This is a genomic window from Kineosporia succinea (assembly GCF_030811555.1).
In the GTDB taxonomy this organism is placed as follows: domain Bacteria; phylum Actinomycetota; class Actinomycetes; order Actinomycetales; family Kineosporiaceae; genus Kineosporia; species Kineosporia succinea.
Genome location: NZ_JAUSQZ010000001.1, coordinates 4,164,406 through 4,180,955, shown reverse-complemented (window position 1 = coordinate 4,180,955; position 16,550 = coordinate 4,164,406). Strand labels below are relative to the sequence as shown.

The 16,550-nt window shown below is 72.9% G+C and carries 12 protein-coding genes; 1 reads left to right on the top strand and 11 read right to left on the bottom strand.

Annotated features, from left to right (window positions below; all coding sequences use genetic code 11):
* Window positions 1-153: 153 nt before the first annotated feature.
* The 8 genes from J2S57_RS18010 to ndk form a co-directional block, all read right to left on the bottom strand.
* Entirely contained in the window at window positions 154-942 is a 789-nt protein-coding gene (locus J2S57_RS18010) for a TIGR03936 family radical SAM-associated protein (protein ID WP_307244420.1), read from the bottom strand.
* Window positions 942-2,963: a TIGR03960 family B12-binding radical SAM protein gene (locus J2S57_RS18005; protein WP_307244418.1), complete on the bottom strand. Its 2,022-nt coding sequence runs from the start codon at window positions 2,961-2,963 to the stop codon at window positions 942-944. The genes J2S57_RS18010 and J2S57_RS18005 overlap by 1 nt, the downstream gene beginning before the upstream one ends.
* 61 nt (window positions 2,964-3,024) lie before the next feature.
* On the bottom strand, window positions 3,025-5,934 hold the full coding sequence (locus tag J2S57_RS18000) for a hypothetical protein (protein WP_307244416.1): 2,910 nt from the start codon (window positions 5,932-5,934) through the stop codon (window positions 3,025-3,027).
* Window positions 5,931-6,500, bottom strand: coding sequence for a hypothetical protein (locus tag J2S57_RS17995; protein WP_307244414.1), 570 nt, complete (start codon window positions 6,498-6,500; stop codon window positions 5,931-5,933). Before J2S57_RS17995 ends, J2S57_RS18000 begins: the two co-directional genes overlap by 4 nt.
* The gene (locus J2S57_RS17990) at window positions 6,497-9,235 is read right to left on the bottom strand and encodes a DUF6493 family protein (protein WP_307244411.1); all 2,739 of its coding nucleotides are present in this window, start codon (window positions 9,233-9,235) and stop codon (window positions 6,497-6,499) included. Before J2S57_RS17990 ends, J2S57_RS17995 begins: the two co-directional genes overlap by 4 nt.
* Window positions 9,232-10,608 carry an SWIM zinc finger family protein gene (locus tag J2S57_RS17985; RefSeq protein ID WP_307244408.1) on the bottom strand — a complete coding sequence of 459 codons (1,377 nt, stop codon included), beginning with the start codon at window positions 10,606-10,608 and terminating at the stop codon, window positions 9,232-9,234. Before J2S57_RS17985 ends, J2S57_RS17990 begins: the two co-directional genes overlap by 4 nt.
* 84 nt (window positions 10,609-10,692) lie before the next feature.
* The gene (locus J2S57_RS17980; protein ID WP_307244406.1) at window positions 10,693-13,446 is read right to left on the bottom strand and encodes a DUF6493 family protein; all 2,754 of its coding nucleotides are present in this window, start codon (window positions 13,444-13,446) and stop codon (window positions 10,693-10,695) included.
* Between the two features lie 44 nt (window positions 13,447-13,490).
* On the bottom strand, window positions 13,491-13,913 hold the full coding sequence (gene ndk, locus J2S57_RS17975) for a nucleoside-diphosphate kinase (protein ID WP_307244404.1): 423 nt from the start codon (window positions 13,911-13,913) through the stop codon (window positions 13,491-13,493).
* A gap of 179 nt (window positions 13,914-14,092) precedes the next feature.
* On the opposite strand from ndk, the gene J2S57_RS17970 reads away from it, so the two are divergent.
* Entirely contained in the window at window positions 14,093-14,329 is a 237-nt protein-coding gene (locus J2S57_RS17970) for a hypothetical protein (RefSeq protein WP_307244401.1), read from the top strand.
* Window positions 14,330-14,396: 67 nt separating this feature from the next.
* On the opposite strand, the gene J2S57_RS17965 is transcribed toward J2S57_RS17970, so the two are convergent.
* The 3 genes from J2S57_RS17965 to J2S57_RS17955 all read right to left on the bottom strand — a co-directional run bounded on the left by J2S57_RS17965 (window position 14,397) and on the right by J2S57_RS17955 (window position 16,549).
* A complete protein-coding gene (locus tag J2S57_RS17965) occupies window positions 14,397-15,059 on the bottom strand; it encodes an SDR family oxidoreductase (protein ID WP_307244400.1) in 663 nt (220 codons plus the stop codon).
* A gap of 93 nt (window positions 15,060-15,152) precedes the next feature.
* On the bottom strand, window positions 15,153-15,524 hold the full coding sequence (locus tag J2S57_RS17960; RefSeq protein WP_307244397.1) for a DUF4233 domain-containing protein: 372 nt from the start codon (window positions 15,522-15,524) through the stop codon (window positions 15,153-15,155).
* Between the two features lie 20 nt (window positions 15,525-15,544).
* Window positions 15,545-16,549: a sugar phosphate isomerase/epimerase family protein gene (locus tag J2S57_RS17955; protein ID WP_307244395.1), complete on the bottom strand. Its 1,005-nt coding sequence runs from the start codon at window positions 16,547-16,549 to the stop codon at window positions 15,545-15,547.
* Between the last annotated feature and the right edge of the window lies 1 nt (window position 16,550).

Here is a 16,550-nt window from a genome sequence, read left to right as displayed (position 1 = left end):
GGCGTTCTCCCGTCACCCCGGGCGCCGACCACACCGCGTCGGCGCCGCTCGAGGTACTCGTGTAGGTCGCCGCGCCAACCGGTCGCGGCGGAAGTCAAGGCCTTACGCCGTTCCGGTGCGCGCCGAGCCGGTCAGGGCGGGGGCGAGGCACTGTCAGGCGCCGGCGGCGTCCCGGTCGGGGACCAGTGGGTCGGTCACCGATCCGTCGTCCGCGTCGAGCAGCCCCTGCGCCAGGCGCGTCACTCGGGGTGGTGACGGAGGCGCGAAGTCGGCTACCGCGCGGAAGGCGGAAAGGACGTCGTCGGGTCGCACAGCCGGTGTGTTGTGCCGCACGACCAAGCTCAGTATCGCACAACCGTTACCGGGTCTTGATGTGACACTAGGCTCCACTTCGATCCGGAGGACCGCTTCCCGGGCGTCGAACGTCCTCAGCCCGTTCTTGGTCATCCGCTGCACCTCGACCCGCTCGGCCGTGAGGAAGCGCTCCACCACGTCGCGCACGCGCACGTCGTTCGCCTCAGCGGCCTCGTCGCCGGGCGTGTCGGCGAAGAGCTCGATCTGCCAGACCGAGGCCTGCAGACGGTCGGCCAGCTGCCCCGGAGCGGTCACCTCGACCACGTCGAGAATGTCCAGCCCGTCGGGCAGAGCGGAGTCGAGCGAGGCCCGCAGCTCGTCCGGGTCGACCCGGGCCGCGAGCGCGATCTCGATGTACTCGGCCTCACTGGCGGTGCCGGTGGGGGCGGCGTTGGCGTAGGAGATGCGCGGGTGCGGGTGGAAGCCGGCCGAGTAGGCCATCGGGATCGCGGCCCGGCGCACCGCCCGCTCCAGCGCCCGCTGGAAGTCGCGGTGGCTCGAGAACCGCAGGCGGCCCCGCTTGGCGTACCGGAGGCGGAGCTTCTGCACGACGGGGGGCGGCGGCGGGCCCTCGGGCTGACGTGCCATCAGGACACCGGCCCGGCGATCGGGGTGTGCGTGTGGGTGTGCGTCTGGATGCCCACGTTGATCTGGCCCTGCGAGGGCACGACCGCGAGCGGGAGCAGCGAGCGCCCGGTCGGGCCGATCTGGATCTCGGTGTTCATCTGCGGGCAGACGCCGCAGTCGAAGCAGGGGGTCCAGCGGCAGTCCTCGACCTCGTCCTCGTCGAGGGCGTCCTGCCAGTCCTCCCAGAGCCAGTCCTTGTCGAGGCCGGAGTCGAGGTGGTCCCAGGGCAGGACCTCGTTACGGCCGCGCTCGCGGGTGGTGTACCAGGCGACGTCGACCTCGGACCCGGCCAGGGCCTTCTCGGCCGAGGCCATCCAGCGGTCGTAGGAGAAGTGCTCGCTCCAGCCGTCGAAGCGGCCGCCGTCTTCCCAGACGGCCTTGATCACGCGGCCGACGCGGCGGTCGCCGCGCGAGAGCAGGCCCTCGACCTGGCCGGGCTTGCCGTCGTGGTAGCGGAAGCCGATGGCGCGGCCGTAGCGCTTGTCCGAGCGGATCGCCTCGCGCAGCTTGGCCAGCCGGGCGTCGATGACGTCGGGTTCGGTCTGGCCGACCCACTGGAACGGCGTGTGCGGCTTGGGCACGAAGCCGCCGATGCTGACGGTGCAGCGGATGTCTTTCGTGCCGGAGACCTCGCGGCCGGTCTGGATGACCCGCTTGGCCAGCTCGGCGATCTGCAGGACGTCTTCGTCGGTCTCGGTGGGGAGGCCGCACATGAAGTACAGCTTCACCTGACGCCAGCCGGCGCCGTAGGCCGCGGCCACGGTGCGCACCAGGTCGTCTTCGGTGACCATCTTGTTGATGACCTTGCGGATGCGCTCGCTGCCGCCCTCGGGGGCGAAGGTCAGGCCGGAACGCCGCCCGTTGCGGGAGAGTTCCTGGGCCAGGTCGATGTTGAACGCGTCGACCCGGGTGCTGGGCAGCGAGAGACCGGTGTTGGTGCCGTCGTAGCGGTCGGCGAGCTGCTTGGTGACGTCGGCGATCTCGGAGTGGTCGGCCGAGGAGAGGCTCAGCAGGCCCACCTCCTCGAAACCGGTGGCCTTGAGACCCGCGTCCACCATGGCGCCGATGCCCTCGATGGAGCGCTCGCGCACCGGGCGGGTGATCATGCCGGCCTGGCAGAAACGGCAGCCCCGGGTGCAGCCGCGGAAGATCTCCACGCTCATCCGCTCGTGCACGCTCTCGGCCACCGGGACCAGCGGCTTCTTCGGGTAGGGCCACTCGTCGAGGTCCATGACGGTGTGCTTGCTGACCCGGTAGGGCACGCCGGCCCGGTTCGGCAGGACCCGCTGGATGGTGCCGTCGGCGGAGTACGTGACGTCGTACAGCGACGGCACGTAGACACCCCCGGTGCCGGAGAGACGGAAGAGGAGCTCTTCGCGCCCGCCCGGGCTGCCCTCCTCCTTCCACTCGCGGATCACGTCGGTGATGATGCCCACGGCCTGCTCGCCGTCGCCGAGCACGGCGGCGTCGATGAAGTCGGCGATCGGCTCGGGGTTGAAGGCCGCGTGGCCGCCGGCGAGCACGATCGGGTGGTCGACGGTGCGCTCGGAGGCCTCGAGCGGGATGCCCGCCAGGTCGAGCGCGGTGAGCATGTTCGTGTAGCCCAGCTCGGTCGAGAACGACAGGCCGAGCACGTCGAACGCGCCCACCGGGCGGTGGGCGTCGACGGTGAACTGAGGGACGCCGTGCTCACGCATCAGCTTCTCGAGGTCGGGCCACACCGCGTAGGTGCGCTCCGCAAGGGCGTCGGGCCGCTCGTTCAGGACTTCGTAGAGGATCATGGTGCCCTGGTTGGGCAGACCGACCTCGTACGCGTCCGGGTACATGAGGGCCCAGCGAACCGTCTGCGGCCCGGCGACGTCCCACTCCTTGATCGTGGAGTTCAGCTCGCCGCCGACGTACTGAATCGGCTTGGAGACGAAGGGCAGCAGGGACTCAAGCCTGTCGAAGACCGAGTCCACCGCGCTGGTGTCCGTACGCATCGCGCCAGTTTAAGCGGGACCAACGACCCTGGACGACGTGACCGTCCGTCCGGCCCCTCCGTCAGGCCCTCACCACCGTCACGGGTGACGTCTCCGGGGCCGACTCCGGGGCTGGTTCCGGGGCCGACTCCGGGACTGGTTCGGGGGCCGACTCCGGGGCTGGTTCCGGGGCTGGCTTCTGGGCTGGCTTCTGGGCTCTCTGCACGGCCTCGAGCAGGCGACGGGCCTGCACCACGCTCTTGCCCGATCCCTTGCGCCCCGCGAACGCGGCCAGACCGACGATCGGCGTGCCGTCGGAGAACCGGGCAGCCAGGTTCGTGGCCAGCATCAGCAGGTCGGGCAGTCCGGTCGGTCTACCGTCCAGCACGTAGGGCAGCATCGCCACGATCACGTCCCAGACGTCGGCCTCCGCCCCGGCCCGCGCGGCGTCGGCCAGGGAGGGATAGACCCGGCGGCCGAGGAACGGGGTCTCCCAACGCGGCTCCCCGATCTGCTCGCCGTCGGCGATCAGCGCGCCCAGGTGATCGCCCAGGAGGCGCCCGTCGAGTTCACCGGCGGCCGACAGGTACAACAGGGCGTCGATGCCGGCGGCCCGCACCCCCGCCTCGGTCGACTCCAGGTAGTAGGCGATCAGGAGGCTGGTCGCGGGCCCGGAACGCTCGCCGGCCGAGCCTGCCATCGCCTGCGTCACCCGCCGGCTCAACGACCCCAGACGCACCGACCGCACGGAGCTCAGGGCCCAGGCCGCGATCACCTCGCGATGATCGGGGAACAGGTCGAGCGGCGGTGCCACCCAGTCGTCCTTGGTGTGGGGCGGGCGGGAGTGGTCGAGCCCGAAGAGGGTGCGGTGCAGACCCGACACCGGCGACGCGGGCGGCTGCAGCTCGACCCGGCGCAGCCCGCCGGGCCGAGCCTCGTGCGCCCGGTAGGACCCCGGGGCCGGTGGCTGCGATCCGGTCGTCACCGCGGCCGCCGGGGCCGCCAGCCCGCCCGCCTCGACCACCCCCGCGAAACGCCGGCCCGCCGCGGACCTCAGGTCTTTCGCCCCGGTGAGCAGTTCGGCGTCGGCCGGGATCCGGGCCGGCAGCCGCAGGAGGGCCTGCTCGAAGTCGAGTGGCCAGGGTTCCCAGCCCTCGGCCTCGGCCCGGCGCAGGCGGCTCAGCAGCGCACCCGGGTCGATCACCCCGCTCATCCGGGTGGGCAGGGCCATGAGCAGACGCGGTGTGTTCTCGCGACCGGCGGCCAGGCCGCTCACCACCTCGGCCATCCGCAGCACCCTCACCATGTGCGGGTACTGCGCCCAGCACTGCAGGAACTCCGTCGGCTCACCCCGCAGCAGGGCATCGATCTCGGGACGCACGACGGACTCCCGATTCCCCATCTGCATCGGCTGGAAGGGCCACTGCCGATGGATCATGTAACGGGTCTGGCAGAACGCCCACTGCGGCATCCACGAGCCCGGGTTCGGCACGTTCACCCCGTGCCCGGGATCGACCGCGGCCAGCTCGGTGAGTCCCGCCAGCGCCTGCTCCAGACCGACCCAGCCCGTGGCCGCGGTCTTCTCGTCGAAGAGCTGCTGGAGACCGGCCCGGTCGGTGATCGGGTCGGGCCAGGGTTCGTCGGTGCGGGAGAAGGGCACCGCCCGGTCCGGAGCGTCTTCAGGCGGGGAGACCGCGGTGGACGGGGAGACCGCGGTGGACGGGGAGTCGTCAGCCGCGGCGATCGTCGGGTCGCCCGCCGCCCCGGGCACTTTCGCCCGGGCGGCGCGGGCCAGGTCGGCCGGTAGTTCGCCGAGGTGCTCCCCCAGAACCGTGAGCGCCTCGGGGGGCAGCTTCGTGACCCGCGACAGCACGATCGACAAGGCCCGGTCGGCGGTGGCGAAGTCCTCGGCACCGAAACAGCCCGCCAGAACGGTCACCAGCGCGACCGCAGCGTCCGGCCGGGGCGCGGCTCCCCGCAGGGCCCGGTCGAGCACCGTGAACATGCCCTTGACCACGACCTTCTCGGGCCGTTCGAGCACCGCCGGAGCCACGTCGCAGAGGAGCTCCACGTCGAGGCGGCCCGCGTCGGCCAGTTCTCGCAGACTCCGGAGCGCGGCCCCGGCGACCGGCGACGGCGCCACCGCGGCCAGGTCGCCGTACTCGGCCGCTCTCGGCCCGACCTCGTCGGGCGTGGGCGCGAGCAGGTCGTGCAACCGGGTGAAGAAGCGCAGTGCGGAGGGACGGTCGGGCTGCCGCAGACGCCCCAGACAGCCGTCGATGAGCTCGGCGCGGTCGAGACGCCCGGCATCGGCCAGGGCCACCAGCGCCTGCGCGGCGGGCATCCCGGGCCCGCCCCCACCGAGAGGAGTCCCCACCCCGTTGAGCTCGAACAGCCGGGGCAGCAGAACCGCGAGGAAGGGACCGTGCAGGAACCGCTGGCCGATGATGGTGACCTTCTCGGGCTCGGGCCGGTCCCACCAGCCGCCGGGCGCCTCGGGCACCGACAGCCACGAGACCCAGCCGTTCACGAACCGGTCGTGCTCGGGAACCGGGGCCCCGGTGACAGCGATCAGTTCGGCGACGGGGAGCCAGTCTTCGTCGAGACGACCGGAGCGGGGCAGCCGGTCGGACATGCGCACGGCCAGGTCTCCCAGCCAGGCGACCCCGAGTTTTCCGGCCACCGCGGCCATCCGGTCGACGGGGAGGAATTCCCAGTCGGCCCGCAGAGCGGCCCGGCCGAGCAGCGCGTCGGCGGCGGCCGCCGAGGGCATCAGCCCGACCGCCGCCACCGCGACGGCGGGCAGCTCGGCCCGGTGCGCCTCCCAGCTGGGACCGTTGGCGTTCGAACGGGCCCACCGCGTGAGCTCTTTCGCCAGTTCCGGCCGGTCGACGGCGGCCACCCCGACGACGAACTGTTCCGTCGCGTCGACCTGCTTGGCCTCGAGGTGGCCGCACAGGGTCGTCGTGAGGGTCTGGATGTGGTTGCTCATCGAGCCGTTCCCGTCGTTCGGTCGATCAGGGTGTCGAAGTCGCGGACCGGTGTGCTGGCCGGGCGCGCCCGCACCGACGAGGCCACGGCCCCCGGCACGTCGGCCTCGAGCCGCCCGGTCGGGGCGAGCGCCTTCAGATGCCCCAGCGCGAACGACGCCGTGCCGTAGGCCGCGGTGGCGGCCAGATTCGCGTATCCGGCCGTGTGAGGCGCCACTTCGGCCGGTGACGGCTCGAGCAGGTCGTGGAGCCGGCAGAAGAAGTGCGACGTGGCGTCGGAGCCCGGCTGGGCCAGGCGGGCGACGCAGGCGTCGAGCAGCTCACCGCGGCCGAGAAGGCCCGTCAGGGAGACGAGGGCGGGTGCCAGCTCCTGGTGCTCCAGCCGCGACAGGAGCTCAGGAGCGGCGACCGCGAACATCCGGGGCACCAGATCGGGCAGGAAACCGTCTCGCCGCAGGCGGATTTCCAGATCGGACTCGGCCACCCACTGCATCCAGCCCGCCACGAACCGGGCCATCTCGCGCTCGCGGCGACCGGTCAGGCACTCGTGCAGCTCGGCCGGGATCACGGCTGCGCGGCCTTGCGCTGCTCGATCGCCGCCCGCAGCCGCCGCGCCTGCTGCACCGCCTTGCCCGAACCGGGGCGGTCGGCGACCGCGTCGAGCCCGGGGACCGGGCCGCCGTCGGAGAACCGCCCGGCCAGATCCGCGGCCAGGGCCAGCAGATCGGGCAGGCCCGCCGGACGACCGTCGAGCACGTAGGGCAGCATCGCGACCAGCACCGGCCAGATCTCCCGGGCCGCACCGGCTCTCGCCGCCTCGGCCAGCTCCGGGTAGACCCGGCTGCCGACGACCGGACCGTCGGCGATCAGCGCACCGAGCTGCTCGCCCAGCACCGCGCCGTCGAGTTGCCCGGCCGCGACCAGGCCGAGTACCGCGTCGACCCCGGCCGCACGACCCGCGGCACTGTCGGAGCCCAGGTGGTAGGCGATCAGGAGGGAGGTGGCCGCGCCCGCCGGTTCGTCGAGATCCGGCCCCGCGGGCAGCAGGTCGATCGCCCGGCCCTCGCGCACCGCCTCGATGTCGGTGAGAGCCCAGGCCGAGATGACCTCGCGGTGGTCGGGAAAGACGTCGGCCGGCGGCGGCGCCCCCACCCAGCTACGGGTGAACGGCGGCTGGTTGTGCTCGATCCGGAAGAGCGCCCGGTGCAGGCCGGACCGCAGCTCGCCCGAGGGTTCGATGTCGACCACGCGCACTCCCCCGGGCCGGCCCTCGGCCGCGCGGTAGCTGCCCTCGCGAGCGCGCACACCGCCCCCCACCCGCTGCTCCGGGGCGGGCAGCGGCCCGGCCTCCAGCCAGGCCGCGAACCGTAGGCCGGCGGGAGACGTCAGGCCCGATGCGGCTTTCCGGACCTCGCCGTCGACGTGCCGGGGCAATCGCAGCAGCGCCTGCTCCAGGTCGAGCGGCCACGGCTGCCACCCGTCGGCCTCGGCCCGACGCAACCGCTGCAGCAGCACCTCGGCGGACAGCCGGCCCGACCGGTCGGTGGGCGTGGCCAGCAGGAGCTCCGGTGCGGGCCCGTCATGGTCGGGCAGCTGACCGGCCAGGCCCAGGCCGGCCTCGGCCATGCGCAGCAGCACCACCCGGTGCGGGTAGTCGGACCACGTCTGCAGGTGCGGGAGCATCTCCCCGCGCAGCAGCGCATCTCGGTTCGCCACGAATCTCTCGACGCGGTGAACCTGCTCGGACAGCGTCAGCATCAGCGGGTCGTACGGCCACGAGGCCTTGCGGAGGAACTCCGCCTGGCCGACGTTCCAGTCGGCGGCCCAGTAGCCTGCCCGGCCCCAGAACCCGTGCACCCCGTTCGCCAGTGACCAGAGCACTCGCTGCAGTTCACGCACCTCGTCGGGATACCGCGCGCCGAGCCGGACCACCGCCTCCATGATGTGCTCCCGGGCCACCCACCCGGACAGCTCCAGCTGCCCCTCCAGAGCGGCCTTCAACCCGGCCAGATCGGCGATCGGCTCCGGCCAGGGCTCGAACTCGGCCACCGGCAGCGTCAGCTCCGGAGTCTCTGCGGGAGACTCCGGAGCTCCGGCCGGGACCAGCCCGGCGGCCCGGGCCTTCTCGCGCAGGTCGGGCGGCAGCAGTGCGGCCTGCTCGGAGACGACGCCGAGCTCGGCCGCGTCGAGCCGCTTCAGCCGCCGTAGCACCACCCCGAGCGCCTTCTCGGCCACGTCGTAGACCGGCGACCCGAACGTCGCCGCCAGCACGGCCGTGATGTCGCCCGCCCGCTGCGGGCTCTCACTCACCGCCCGGTCGAGCAGCGTGATCATCGCTCGCACCGTGCCCTTCTCGGACCGCTCGAGCACCGTGGGCGCCACTCCCAGCAGCACGTCGGTGTCGAGCAGCCCGGCGTCGAGCAGCGTGCGCAGGTGCCGCAGCGCGAACGCGGCGATCGGCGACGGGGCCGCCGCGGCCAGGTCGGCGTAGTCGTAGGCCCGCTCGGCCAGCTCCTTCTCGGTGGGCCGCAACAGGTCGTGGAGCTGGGTGAAGAACCGCAGCGCCCCCGGGCGGTCGGGCTGCGCCAGCCGCATCAGGCACCCGTCGAGCAGTTCGCCCCGCTCGAGGCGATCGGCCCCGGCCAGCGCCACCAGCGATGCCGCCACCTCGGCCTCGGGCTGGGCGAGAAGCAGCCCGGTGCCGTTGATCTCGAACACCCGCGGCAGCAGCACGGGCAGGAACGGCCCCTCGAGCAGGCGCCCGCACATCGTGGTGACGCGCTCCGGCACCGCCTCGGGCCAGACCCGCCCCCAGGTCGGCCGGCGCAGCCACGCGGCCCAGCCGTTGACGAACGTGTCGTGCTCGGGCACCGGCGCCCCGGTGACCACGATCAGTTCGGCGACGCCCGGCCAGCCGGTCTCGTCCGGGTCGCGCGGCAGCTTCAGCGCCAGCCGTGAGGCCAGGTCGGGCAGCCAGTCGACACCGCGGGCGGCGGCGACGGCGGCCATCCGGTGGGCGGGCAGGAAGTCCCAGTGCATCTTCAGGGAGGCCCGGCCCAGCAGCGTGGCCGCAGCCGACGACGACGGCAGCAGAGCCACCGCCGCCACGGCCACCGAGGGCAGCGCCGAACGCCTCGGGTCTTCGGTCCACCGGGGCTCGCCCATCTCCGAACGCACCCAGGCCCCGAGCAGTTTGGCCAGCGCCGGGCGCTCGGCCTCGGGCACCGCGACGACGAACGCCTCGGTCTCGTCGGGCCGGAACCGGTTCAGGTGCTCACGCAGCACGTTCCAGTCGGCGCTCATGCCGTGACCTCCGGCACCGAGACCTCGGCCACCGGGATCTGCGGCGCGGATCCCGGTGGCGCCGGGACCAGCGAAGCGGCCAGCACGTGGGCGCACGGCCCCCGGTCACCAGCGTGCTCCTGGAACCAGGTGCAGGTGCAGACCGACGCGGACCCCACGGTGCGCACCAGATGCGTGCGCCCTTCGGAGCCCACGACCTCGGTGCCCGCGGCGGTCACCCGGACCATCCCGTCGGCCAGCAGTTTGCGGGCCCTCCGCAGCCGTGGGTTGAGCTGCTCGACGCCGGGCCCCTGCGGCAGCGAGCGGTGGAAGTAGGCGGCCTCGGCCACGTCGTAGCCCACCCGCCCGGCCGTGGCCAGCACGGTGAGCGCCGCGCGCACCCGCTCGGCCGGAAGCCCGGTGGAGGCGGCGAGATCGGCCACGTCGATCGCCGTGTCCCAGGCCAGCAGCGTGCTCACCAGGTCGGAGTCGGCCTCGGCCTGCGCTCCGGCCAGGTGCACCAGCCCGGCGCCCTCACCCGCGAAACCCCGGGTGGCCTGGGGCGAGAGGGTGAGGGTGAGCCGCATCCCGGGCCCCGACAGCTCCCAGCTGCCGGTGGCCTGCGACTGCCCGGAGCCGGGTGCCGCCCCGTACAGCCGAAGGGTTTTCGCGTGCCGCAGGAACGGCGTGAGCAGCTGCAGCCGGTGCGCCCCGCCCAGCCCGACCGCCCCCGCGACCGGGCGGGCCGTGAGCCGCAGCCCGCGCCCGGCCGGCACCACCCACAGCGTGTCGCGCGTGGCGCCGTGCGGCAGCCGGGCCAGGAACGCCGAGGCGGAGGCCCGGTCGACCTCGGCCCGCACGTCGAAACCCGAGCTGATCACCTGGGTCTCGGTGAAACCGCGCAACCAGGAGCCGGGCAGCGGCACCTTGCGCTCGACCACCCGCTCGGTGCCGGTGGTGACCGTGACGTCGTCCGGCCCGACGTCGAGATGCAGCCGCCCGTCACGCACCCGGGTCAGGGCCTTGCGCAGCGGCGCGTTGATGTCGATGTTGGTGGTGCCGTGCCGCAGGAACCCGTCACCGTCGAGCGCCTCGGGCAGCAGGTCGAGCCGCACGTGCACGCCGGTGCAGCCGGAGAACGCCTCGAACCGCAGCTTGTTCTCCTCGGCGGTGACCACCGGATCGAGCAGCATGCGCATCGGTGCGCGCCGGAAGTCGGCCGCCGCCACCGCCGAGACGACCAGCAGCCCGGCCGCGGCCGCCCCCGGAGCGGCCACGTCTCCGCTGAAGAACCGGGGATTCGCCGCCGGGCCGCCACTGGTCTGCAACCGCAGCCCGGAGGAACCGGTGAGCTCGGAAGGAGCCCGGTAGGAGTAGGTCGCCAATGCCTGCACGATTCAGATCACGTCCCCGATAAACCCGCGAAAGACCAACACGGCGAAGCTAACAGCGACCACCGACAATCTTGGCAAACCGCCCTAGACCAGCACCGACAGCAATCTCCGGGCCTGCGTGAGCACCCGTCCCGCCCCCGGCCGGGCGGCGAACTCGGCGAGCCCGGGAACCGGCGTCCCGTCCCCGAACCGCCCCGCCAGATCCGTCGCCACCGCCAGCAGGTCGGGCAGCCCGGCCGGTTTCCCGTCGAGCACGTAGGGCAGCACCGCGGCGATCAGCGGCCAGACGGCCTCCCCCGGCGCGACCTGGGCCAGCGTGATCAGCTGCGGGAACACCGTGCGGCCGGAACGCGCCCCGTCGGCGACGAGAGCACCGATCTGGTCGCCCATCTCGGCCCCGCGCAGGACCCCCGCCGCCGCCAGGGTGACGGTGAGGTCCAGGGCCTCCAGCTGGCTCTCGCCCGGTTCGGCCGCCAGCAGAGGCGCCAGGATCAGGGACGTCGCCGGCCCCAGGGCCGGCCCGAACCGGGCCACCAGGTCCAGGTTCCGCCGGATCGCCCCCCGGTCGGAGAGCGCGTGGACCGCGATCACCTCCGGATGCTCGGGGAAGGCCTCCGTGAACACGTGCCCGAAACCGGGCCGCCACCGCCCCTCCCGGTCGAAGAGCACCTGGGCCAGGGATCCCGGTGGGCAGGACGCCCGGACCGCCACCCCGCGCCGCCCGCTGAGTCGCCCCGGCACCCCGTAGGTCCCGGGAACCGGCTCCCCGTAGCCGATCACGGTCATCACCGTCTCCCGGGGAGACGTCAGCCACTGTGACACCCGGAGCCCGGCCGGCGAGGTCAGGGCGGCGGCCCGCGTGACCAGGGCGGGGTCGACCTCCCGGGGCAGCCGCAGCAGCGCCTGCTCCAGGTCGAGCGGCAGCGGCTGTGCGCCCCGGGCCTCCAGGGCGTCCAGCCGGTCGAGCAGCACGTCGGCCCGCACCCGCCCGGACACGTCGGTGGGCGTGGACAGCAGCTGGTGCGGCCCGATCTCGCTCAGCCCGATCTCGGCCATCCGCAGCAGGGGCACGAACCCCAGGGCATCGGTCAGCCGACCGGCCAGCAGATCGGCTCGCGTCGACTCCAGCCGTGCCCGGGCGTCCTGGCCGACGAAGCCCAGCAGGAGCGGGTTGTCGGGCCAGCCGTTGTCCCACAGGAACGAGTACGGCTTGGTGTCCCACGGGGGCACCCAGCCCCCCGGAGTGCGCGGGTCGCCGGTCCACTGGGTCGCCAGCACCGCGCGCACCGCGTCCGGGTCGAGGGCGGCCACCGCGGCCATCACCCGTTCCCGGGCGATCCAGTCCACCGGCGGTGCGGACGCCCCGGTCGCCTCCGGGGTACCGAAACCGGGCAGCGTTCCGGCCGCCAGTTCCGCGGCCAGCTCGGCGGCCGACCCCAGGGCCTCGGGCCAGGGCTCGTCGACCGGTACCGCGAAACCCGTTGCCCCCGACGCAGAGGCCTCCGGGACCGCGAAACCTGTCACCCCTGACGCAGAGGCCTCCGGTACCGCGAAACCTGTCACCCCCGACACAGAGACCTCCGGTTCCACGAAACCCTTGGTCCCCGAGGCGGAGGCGCCCGAAGAAGAAGGATCTGGAGAGACCCCCAGTCGGGCCCGGAGGTCGCCCGGCAGAGCCTGCGCCGCGGAGACCACCAGGGCCACCGAGGACGCCGGCGCCCCGCCCAGCCGGGCCCGCACCAGCTCCACGACCTTCTCCTGCACGTCCGGCACCGGTGACCGGAAACCGGCCACCAGGGCCTCGAGCAGCTCCGGATCAGAACCCGGCTCGCGGTCCGGCAGCGCCGCGACCAGTTTCACCGCCGCCCGCGCGACCGCCTTCTCCGACCGCTCCAGCAGCACCGGCGCCACCTCGAGCACCACCTTCGGCTCCAGCCGGCCCGCCTCGTGCAGGGTGCGCAGGTGACGCAGCGCGAACCCCGCGACCGGGGAGGGCGCGCCCGCGGCCAGATCCGCGTAGGCCAGGGCGTGCGGTTCCGTCTCCTCGGCCGTGGGCCGCAGTTCGTCGTGCAGCTCGCAGAAGAACCTCAGCGACGCCGGCCGGTCCGGCTGCCGCAGCCGTACCAGGCACCCGTCGATCAGATCGGCGCGGTCCAGCGGCAGCGTGGCCAGGCTCCGCGCGATCAGTGCCCGGGGTGCGCCGAGGGTGGTCCCGACCCGGTTCACCTCGAAGATCCGGGGAAGCAGCACCGGCAGGAACGGTCCGTCGGTCAGCCGGGCGGCCATCAGGGCCACCCGCTCGGCGTCGTCCTCGGGCCATCCGAACACCGTCGAGGGCTCCCGCACCCAGCGGGCCCAGCCGGTCACGAACTCGTCGGTGCCGGGCACCGCGGCCCCTGATCGCACGATCAGGTCGGCGACCGGCCGCCAGCTGAGGTCCTCCGGGTTGCGCGGCAGACGCGCGGCGAGCCGAAGGGCGAGATCGTCGAGCTTAAGGACGCCGTGGGCACCGGCGGCGCGGACCATCCGGTCCACGGGGAGCCGGCTCCAGCGCTCGCGCAGAGCCGCCCGGTTCAGGATCGTGGCCGCCGCCGCGGCCGAGGGGGCCAGGACGACCGTGGCGACGGCGACGCCGGGCAGCGGCTCGGTCCAGGCCGAGGCGGAGGAGTCCCAGGACGCCTCCGCCTCCTGGGACCGGGCGAAGGTCTTCAGCTCCTCGAACCGCTCCCGGCGCTCGCCGTCGCCGACCCCGGCCAGGAACCGCTCCAGCGGATCGAGGTCACCGGCGAGCAGGAGCTCTCGAAGGTTCATGCCCACCGACACGCGGCCGGTGGGCACGAGGGTTCACTTCGGAACGCGCTCAGGACGAGCGCGGAACTGGCTCAGAGCGCGGGGAACCAGAGGCCGATCTCGCGCTCCGCCGACTCCGGGGAGTCCGAGCCGTGCACCACGTTCTGCTGCACCTTGGTGCCCCAGTCGCGGGCCAGGTCGCCGCGGATCGAGCCGGGCGCGGCCTTGATCGGGTCGGTCGCACCGGCCAGCGAGCGGAAGGCGGCGATGACCTGCTCCCCCTCGGCGACGGCGGCGACCACCGGGCCGGACATCATGAACTCGACCAGGCTGCCGTAGAACGGCTTGCCCACGTGCTCCTCGTAGTGCTTCTCGAGCAGCTCCGCCGTGGGCACCAACTGCTGCAGGGCGACGATGTCGTAGCCCTTCGCCTCGATGCGGCGCAGGACCTCACCGATCTGGCGGTGGCGCACGCCGTCCGGCTTCACAAGAACGAGCGTCCGCTCGGTGGCCATGGGTGTCCCTCTCAGTGATGTGTACATCAGGCGGAAGAGAGCCTACTGAACACGGATCAGTGTCCGGTGCGCCGGATGTACGAACATCACCCTGAAGGCCTCAAGACATTGCTGACACCAAACGATGGAATCATCCTGTGACGCGTCCGTCGCACAGAGTGAAGAACGATGGAGGATCGATGGACCGGCCCCCGCTGACCACCGTGCTGACGTCGGTGCTGTCCGCCGCCGTCGAGAACACGAACCGCCCCGCCCTGCTCGGCCTGCTGCGCCGGCAGCCCGCTCCGGAGCAGGACGCGCCGGTCCCCGTCGTCCCGATGCCCAGGTCGATCCCGGCGCCCCGCCGCTCGATCGACCCCCGGGTGCAGCAGGAAGACCCCACCGCCCCGGAACTGGACCCGACCCCGGCGGCCTGACCGCCGCGTCCTCAAGCACCGAAGAGCACGAGAAGCGGCGAGGAGCACGAGAAGCGGCGAGGAGCACTCAGGCCTTACGGACAGCCGCCGCGATCTCGGCGTTGCCCGAGACCAGCTCGAGCACCTTGCGCGCGGTCGCGGGAGCGTCGAGCAGGGCCACGATCGTGGCCGCGACGTCGGCGCGCGGAACCGAACCGCGCGGAACGCTCGGTGCCAGCCGGACCTGCCCGGTGCCCGGGCCGTCGATGAGCGCGCCCGGACGCAGGACGGTCCAGCCGAGATCCCGCGAGCGCAGGTCGTCTTCCGCCGCGAGCTTGGCCTGCAGGTAGGCGTAGAACACGTCGTCGACCCCGTCGGGCCGCGCCCCACCGGCCACCGAGTCGGCGCCGAGGCTCGAAACCTGCACGAACCGAGGCACTCCGGCCTTCTCGGCCGCCTCCGCCAGCAGCACCGCCGAGCCCCGGTCGACCGAGTCCTTGCGCGGCACACCGCTGCCCGGACCGGCCCCGGCCGCGAACACCGTGGCGTCGGCGCCCGAGAGCAGCCGCGCGACCGCCTCGACGTCCGCCTGCTCCAGGTCGAGCACGGCGGGAGTGACCCCCACCGCGCGCAGGTCGTCGGCCTGGTCGGGGTTCCGGATGATGCCGACCACGTCGTCCCCGCGGTCGTGGAGCATCCGGCCCAGGATCAGAGCGATCTTTCCGTGCCCTCCGGCGATGACGATGCGCATGATCGAGACGCTAACCCAGGTTCCGTGGCCTGTCCCGGGCTGGGAGGTGATGAATCTCCGGGCGGATGCGGCCCGTCGGCGGGCGGCCCACTGCTACAGGGATCCCGCGGGCCGTTCCACCTCGGACGACGCCGCTCGCTCGGCCATCTCCCGCTCGATGCGCGAACCGATCACGAGTGACGCGATCCACAGGGCGCCGAACAGCACGCCCACGAAGATCATCGCGGGCACCCAGAAGGCGATCGCGAAGAGCGACAGCTGCAGCACCGAGCCGAACACGTAACCCGCACGGCCCCGCAGCATCCCGGCGGCCAGGAAGCAGACCACGGCCAGGCTCCAGGTGATGCCCAGGGCCTGCCCGGTGGACAGTGACGAGAGCTGCATGGCCACCAGGCCGGCGAAGAACAGCACCAGCGCCTCGCTGATGAGGGTGGTCGCGGCCATCATCCGCATCGGGTTACGCACCCACCCAGTGTGTCAAAGAGCTAGCGGCTCGAGAACGCGGCGTCGAAGGCCGCCGCCGGCGGGTCGAACAGCTGCGACCGCACGAACTCCAGCGCCTGCGGGGCGCCGACCAGCCGGTCCATCCCCGCGTCCTCCCACTCCACCGAGATCGGCCCGTCGTAACCGATCGCGTTGAGCATGCGGAAGCACGCCTCCCACGGCACGTCGCCGTGACCGGTGGAGACGAAGTCCCACCCGCGCCGCGGGTCGGCCCAGGCCAGGTGCGAGCCGAGCCGGCCGTTGCGCCCGTTGCCGACCTGGCGCTTCGCGTCCTTGCAGTCCACGTGGTAGATCCGGTCCCTGAAGTCCCAGAGGAAACCGACCGGGTCGAGGTCCTGCCAGACGAAGTGGCTCGGGTCCCAGTTCAGGCCGAACGCCTCACGGTGCCCGATCGCCTCCAGCGCGCGCTGCGCCGTCCAGTAGTCGTAGGCGATCTCGGACGGGTGCACCTCGTGGGCGAAACGCACCCCTTCGGCGTCGAACACGTCGAGGATCGGGTTCCACCGGTCCGCGAAGTCCTGGTACCCGTCGTCCACCAGCGCCTGCGAGACCGGCGGGAACATCGCCACGTACTTCCAGATGGCCGACCCGGTGAAACCGACCACCGTGTTCACCCCGAGCCGGGCGGCGGCCCGGGCGGTGTACTCGATCTCGCGAGCCGCACGGGTCCGCACCCCTTCGGGGGAACCGTCACCCCACACCCGGTCGCCGAGGATGTCGCGGTGCCGGGTGTCGATCGGGTCGTCACACACCGCCTGGCCGGTGAGGTGGTTCGAGATCGCCCAGACCTTCAGGCCGTGCTTGTCCAGCACATCGACACGCCCGCGCAGATAGGCGTCGTCCTCCGCCGCCCGCACCACGTCGAGATGATCTCCCCAGCAGGCGATCTCGAGGCCGTCGTAACCCCACCCGGAGGCCAGCCGGCAGACCTCCTCGAACGGCAGATCGGCCCACTGACCGGTGAAAAGAGTGATCGGTCGCGCCATC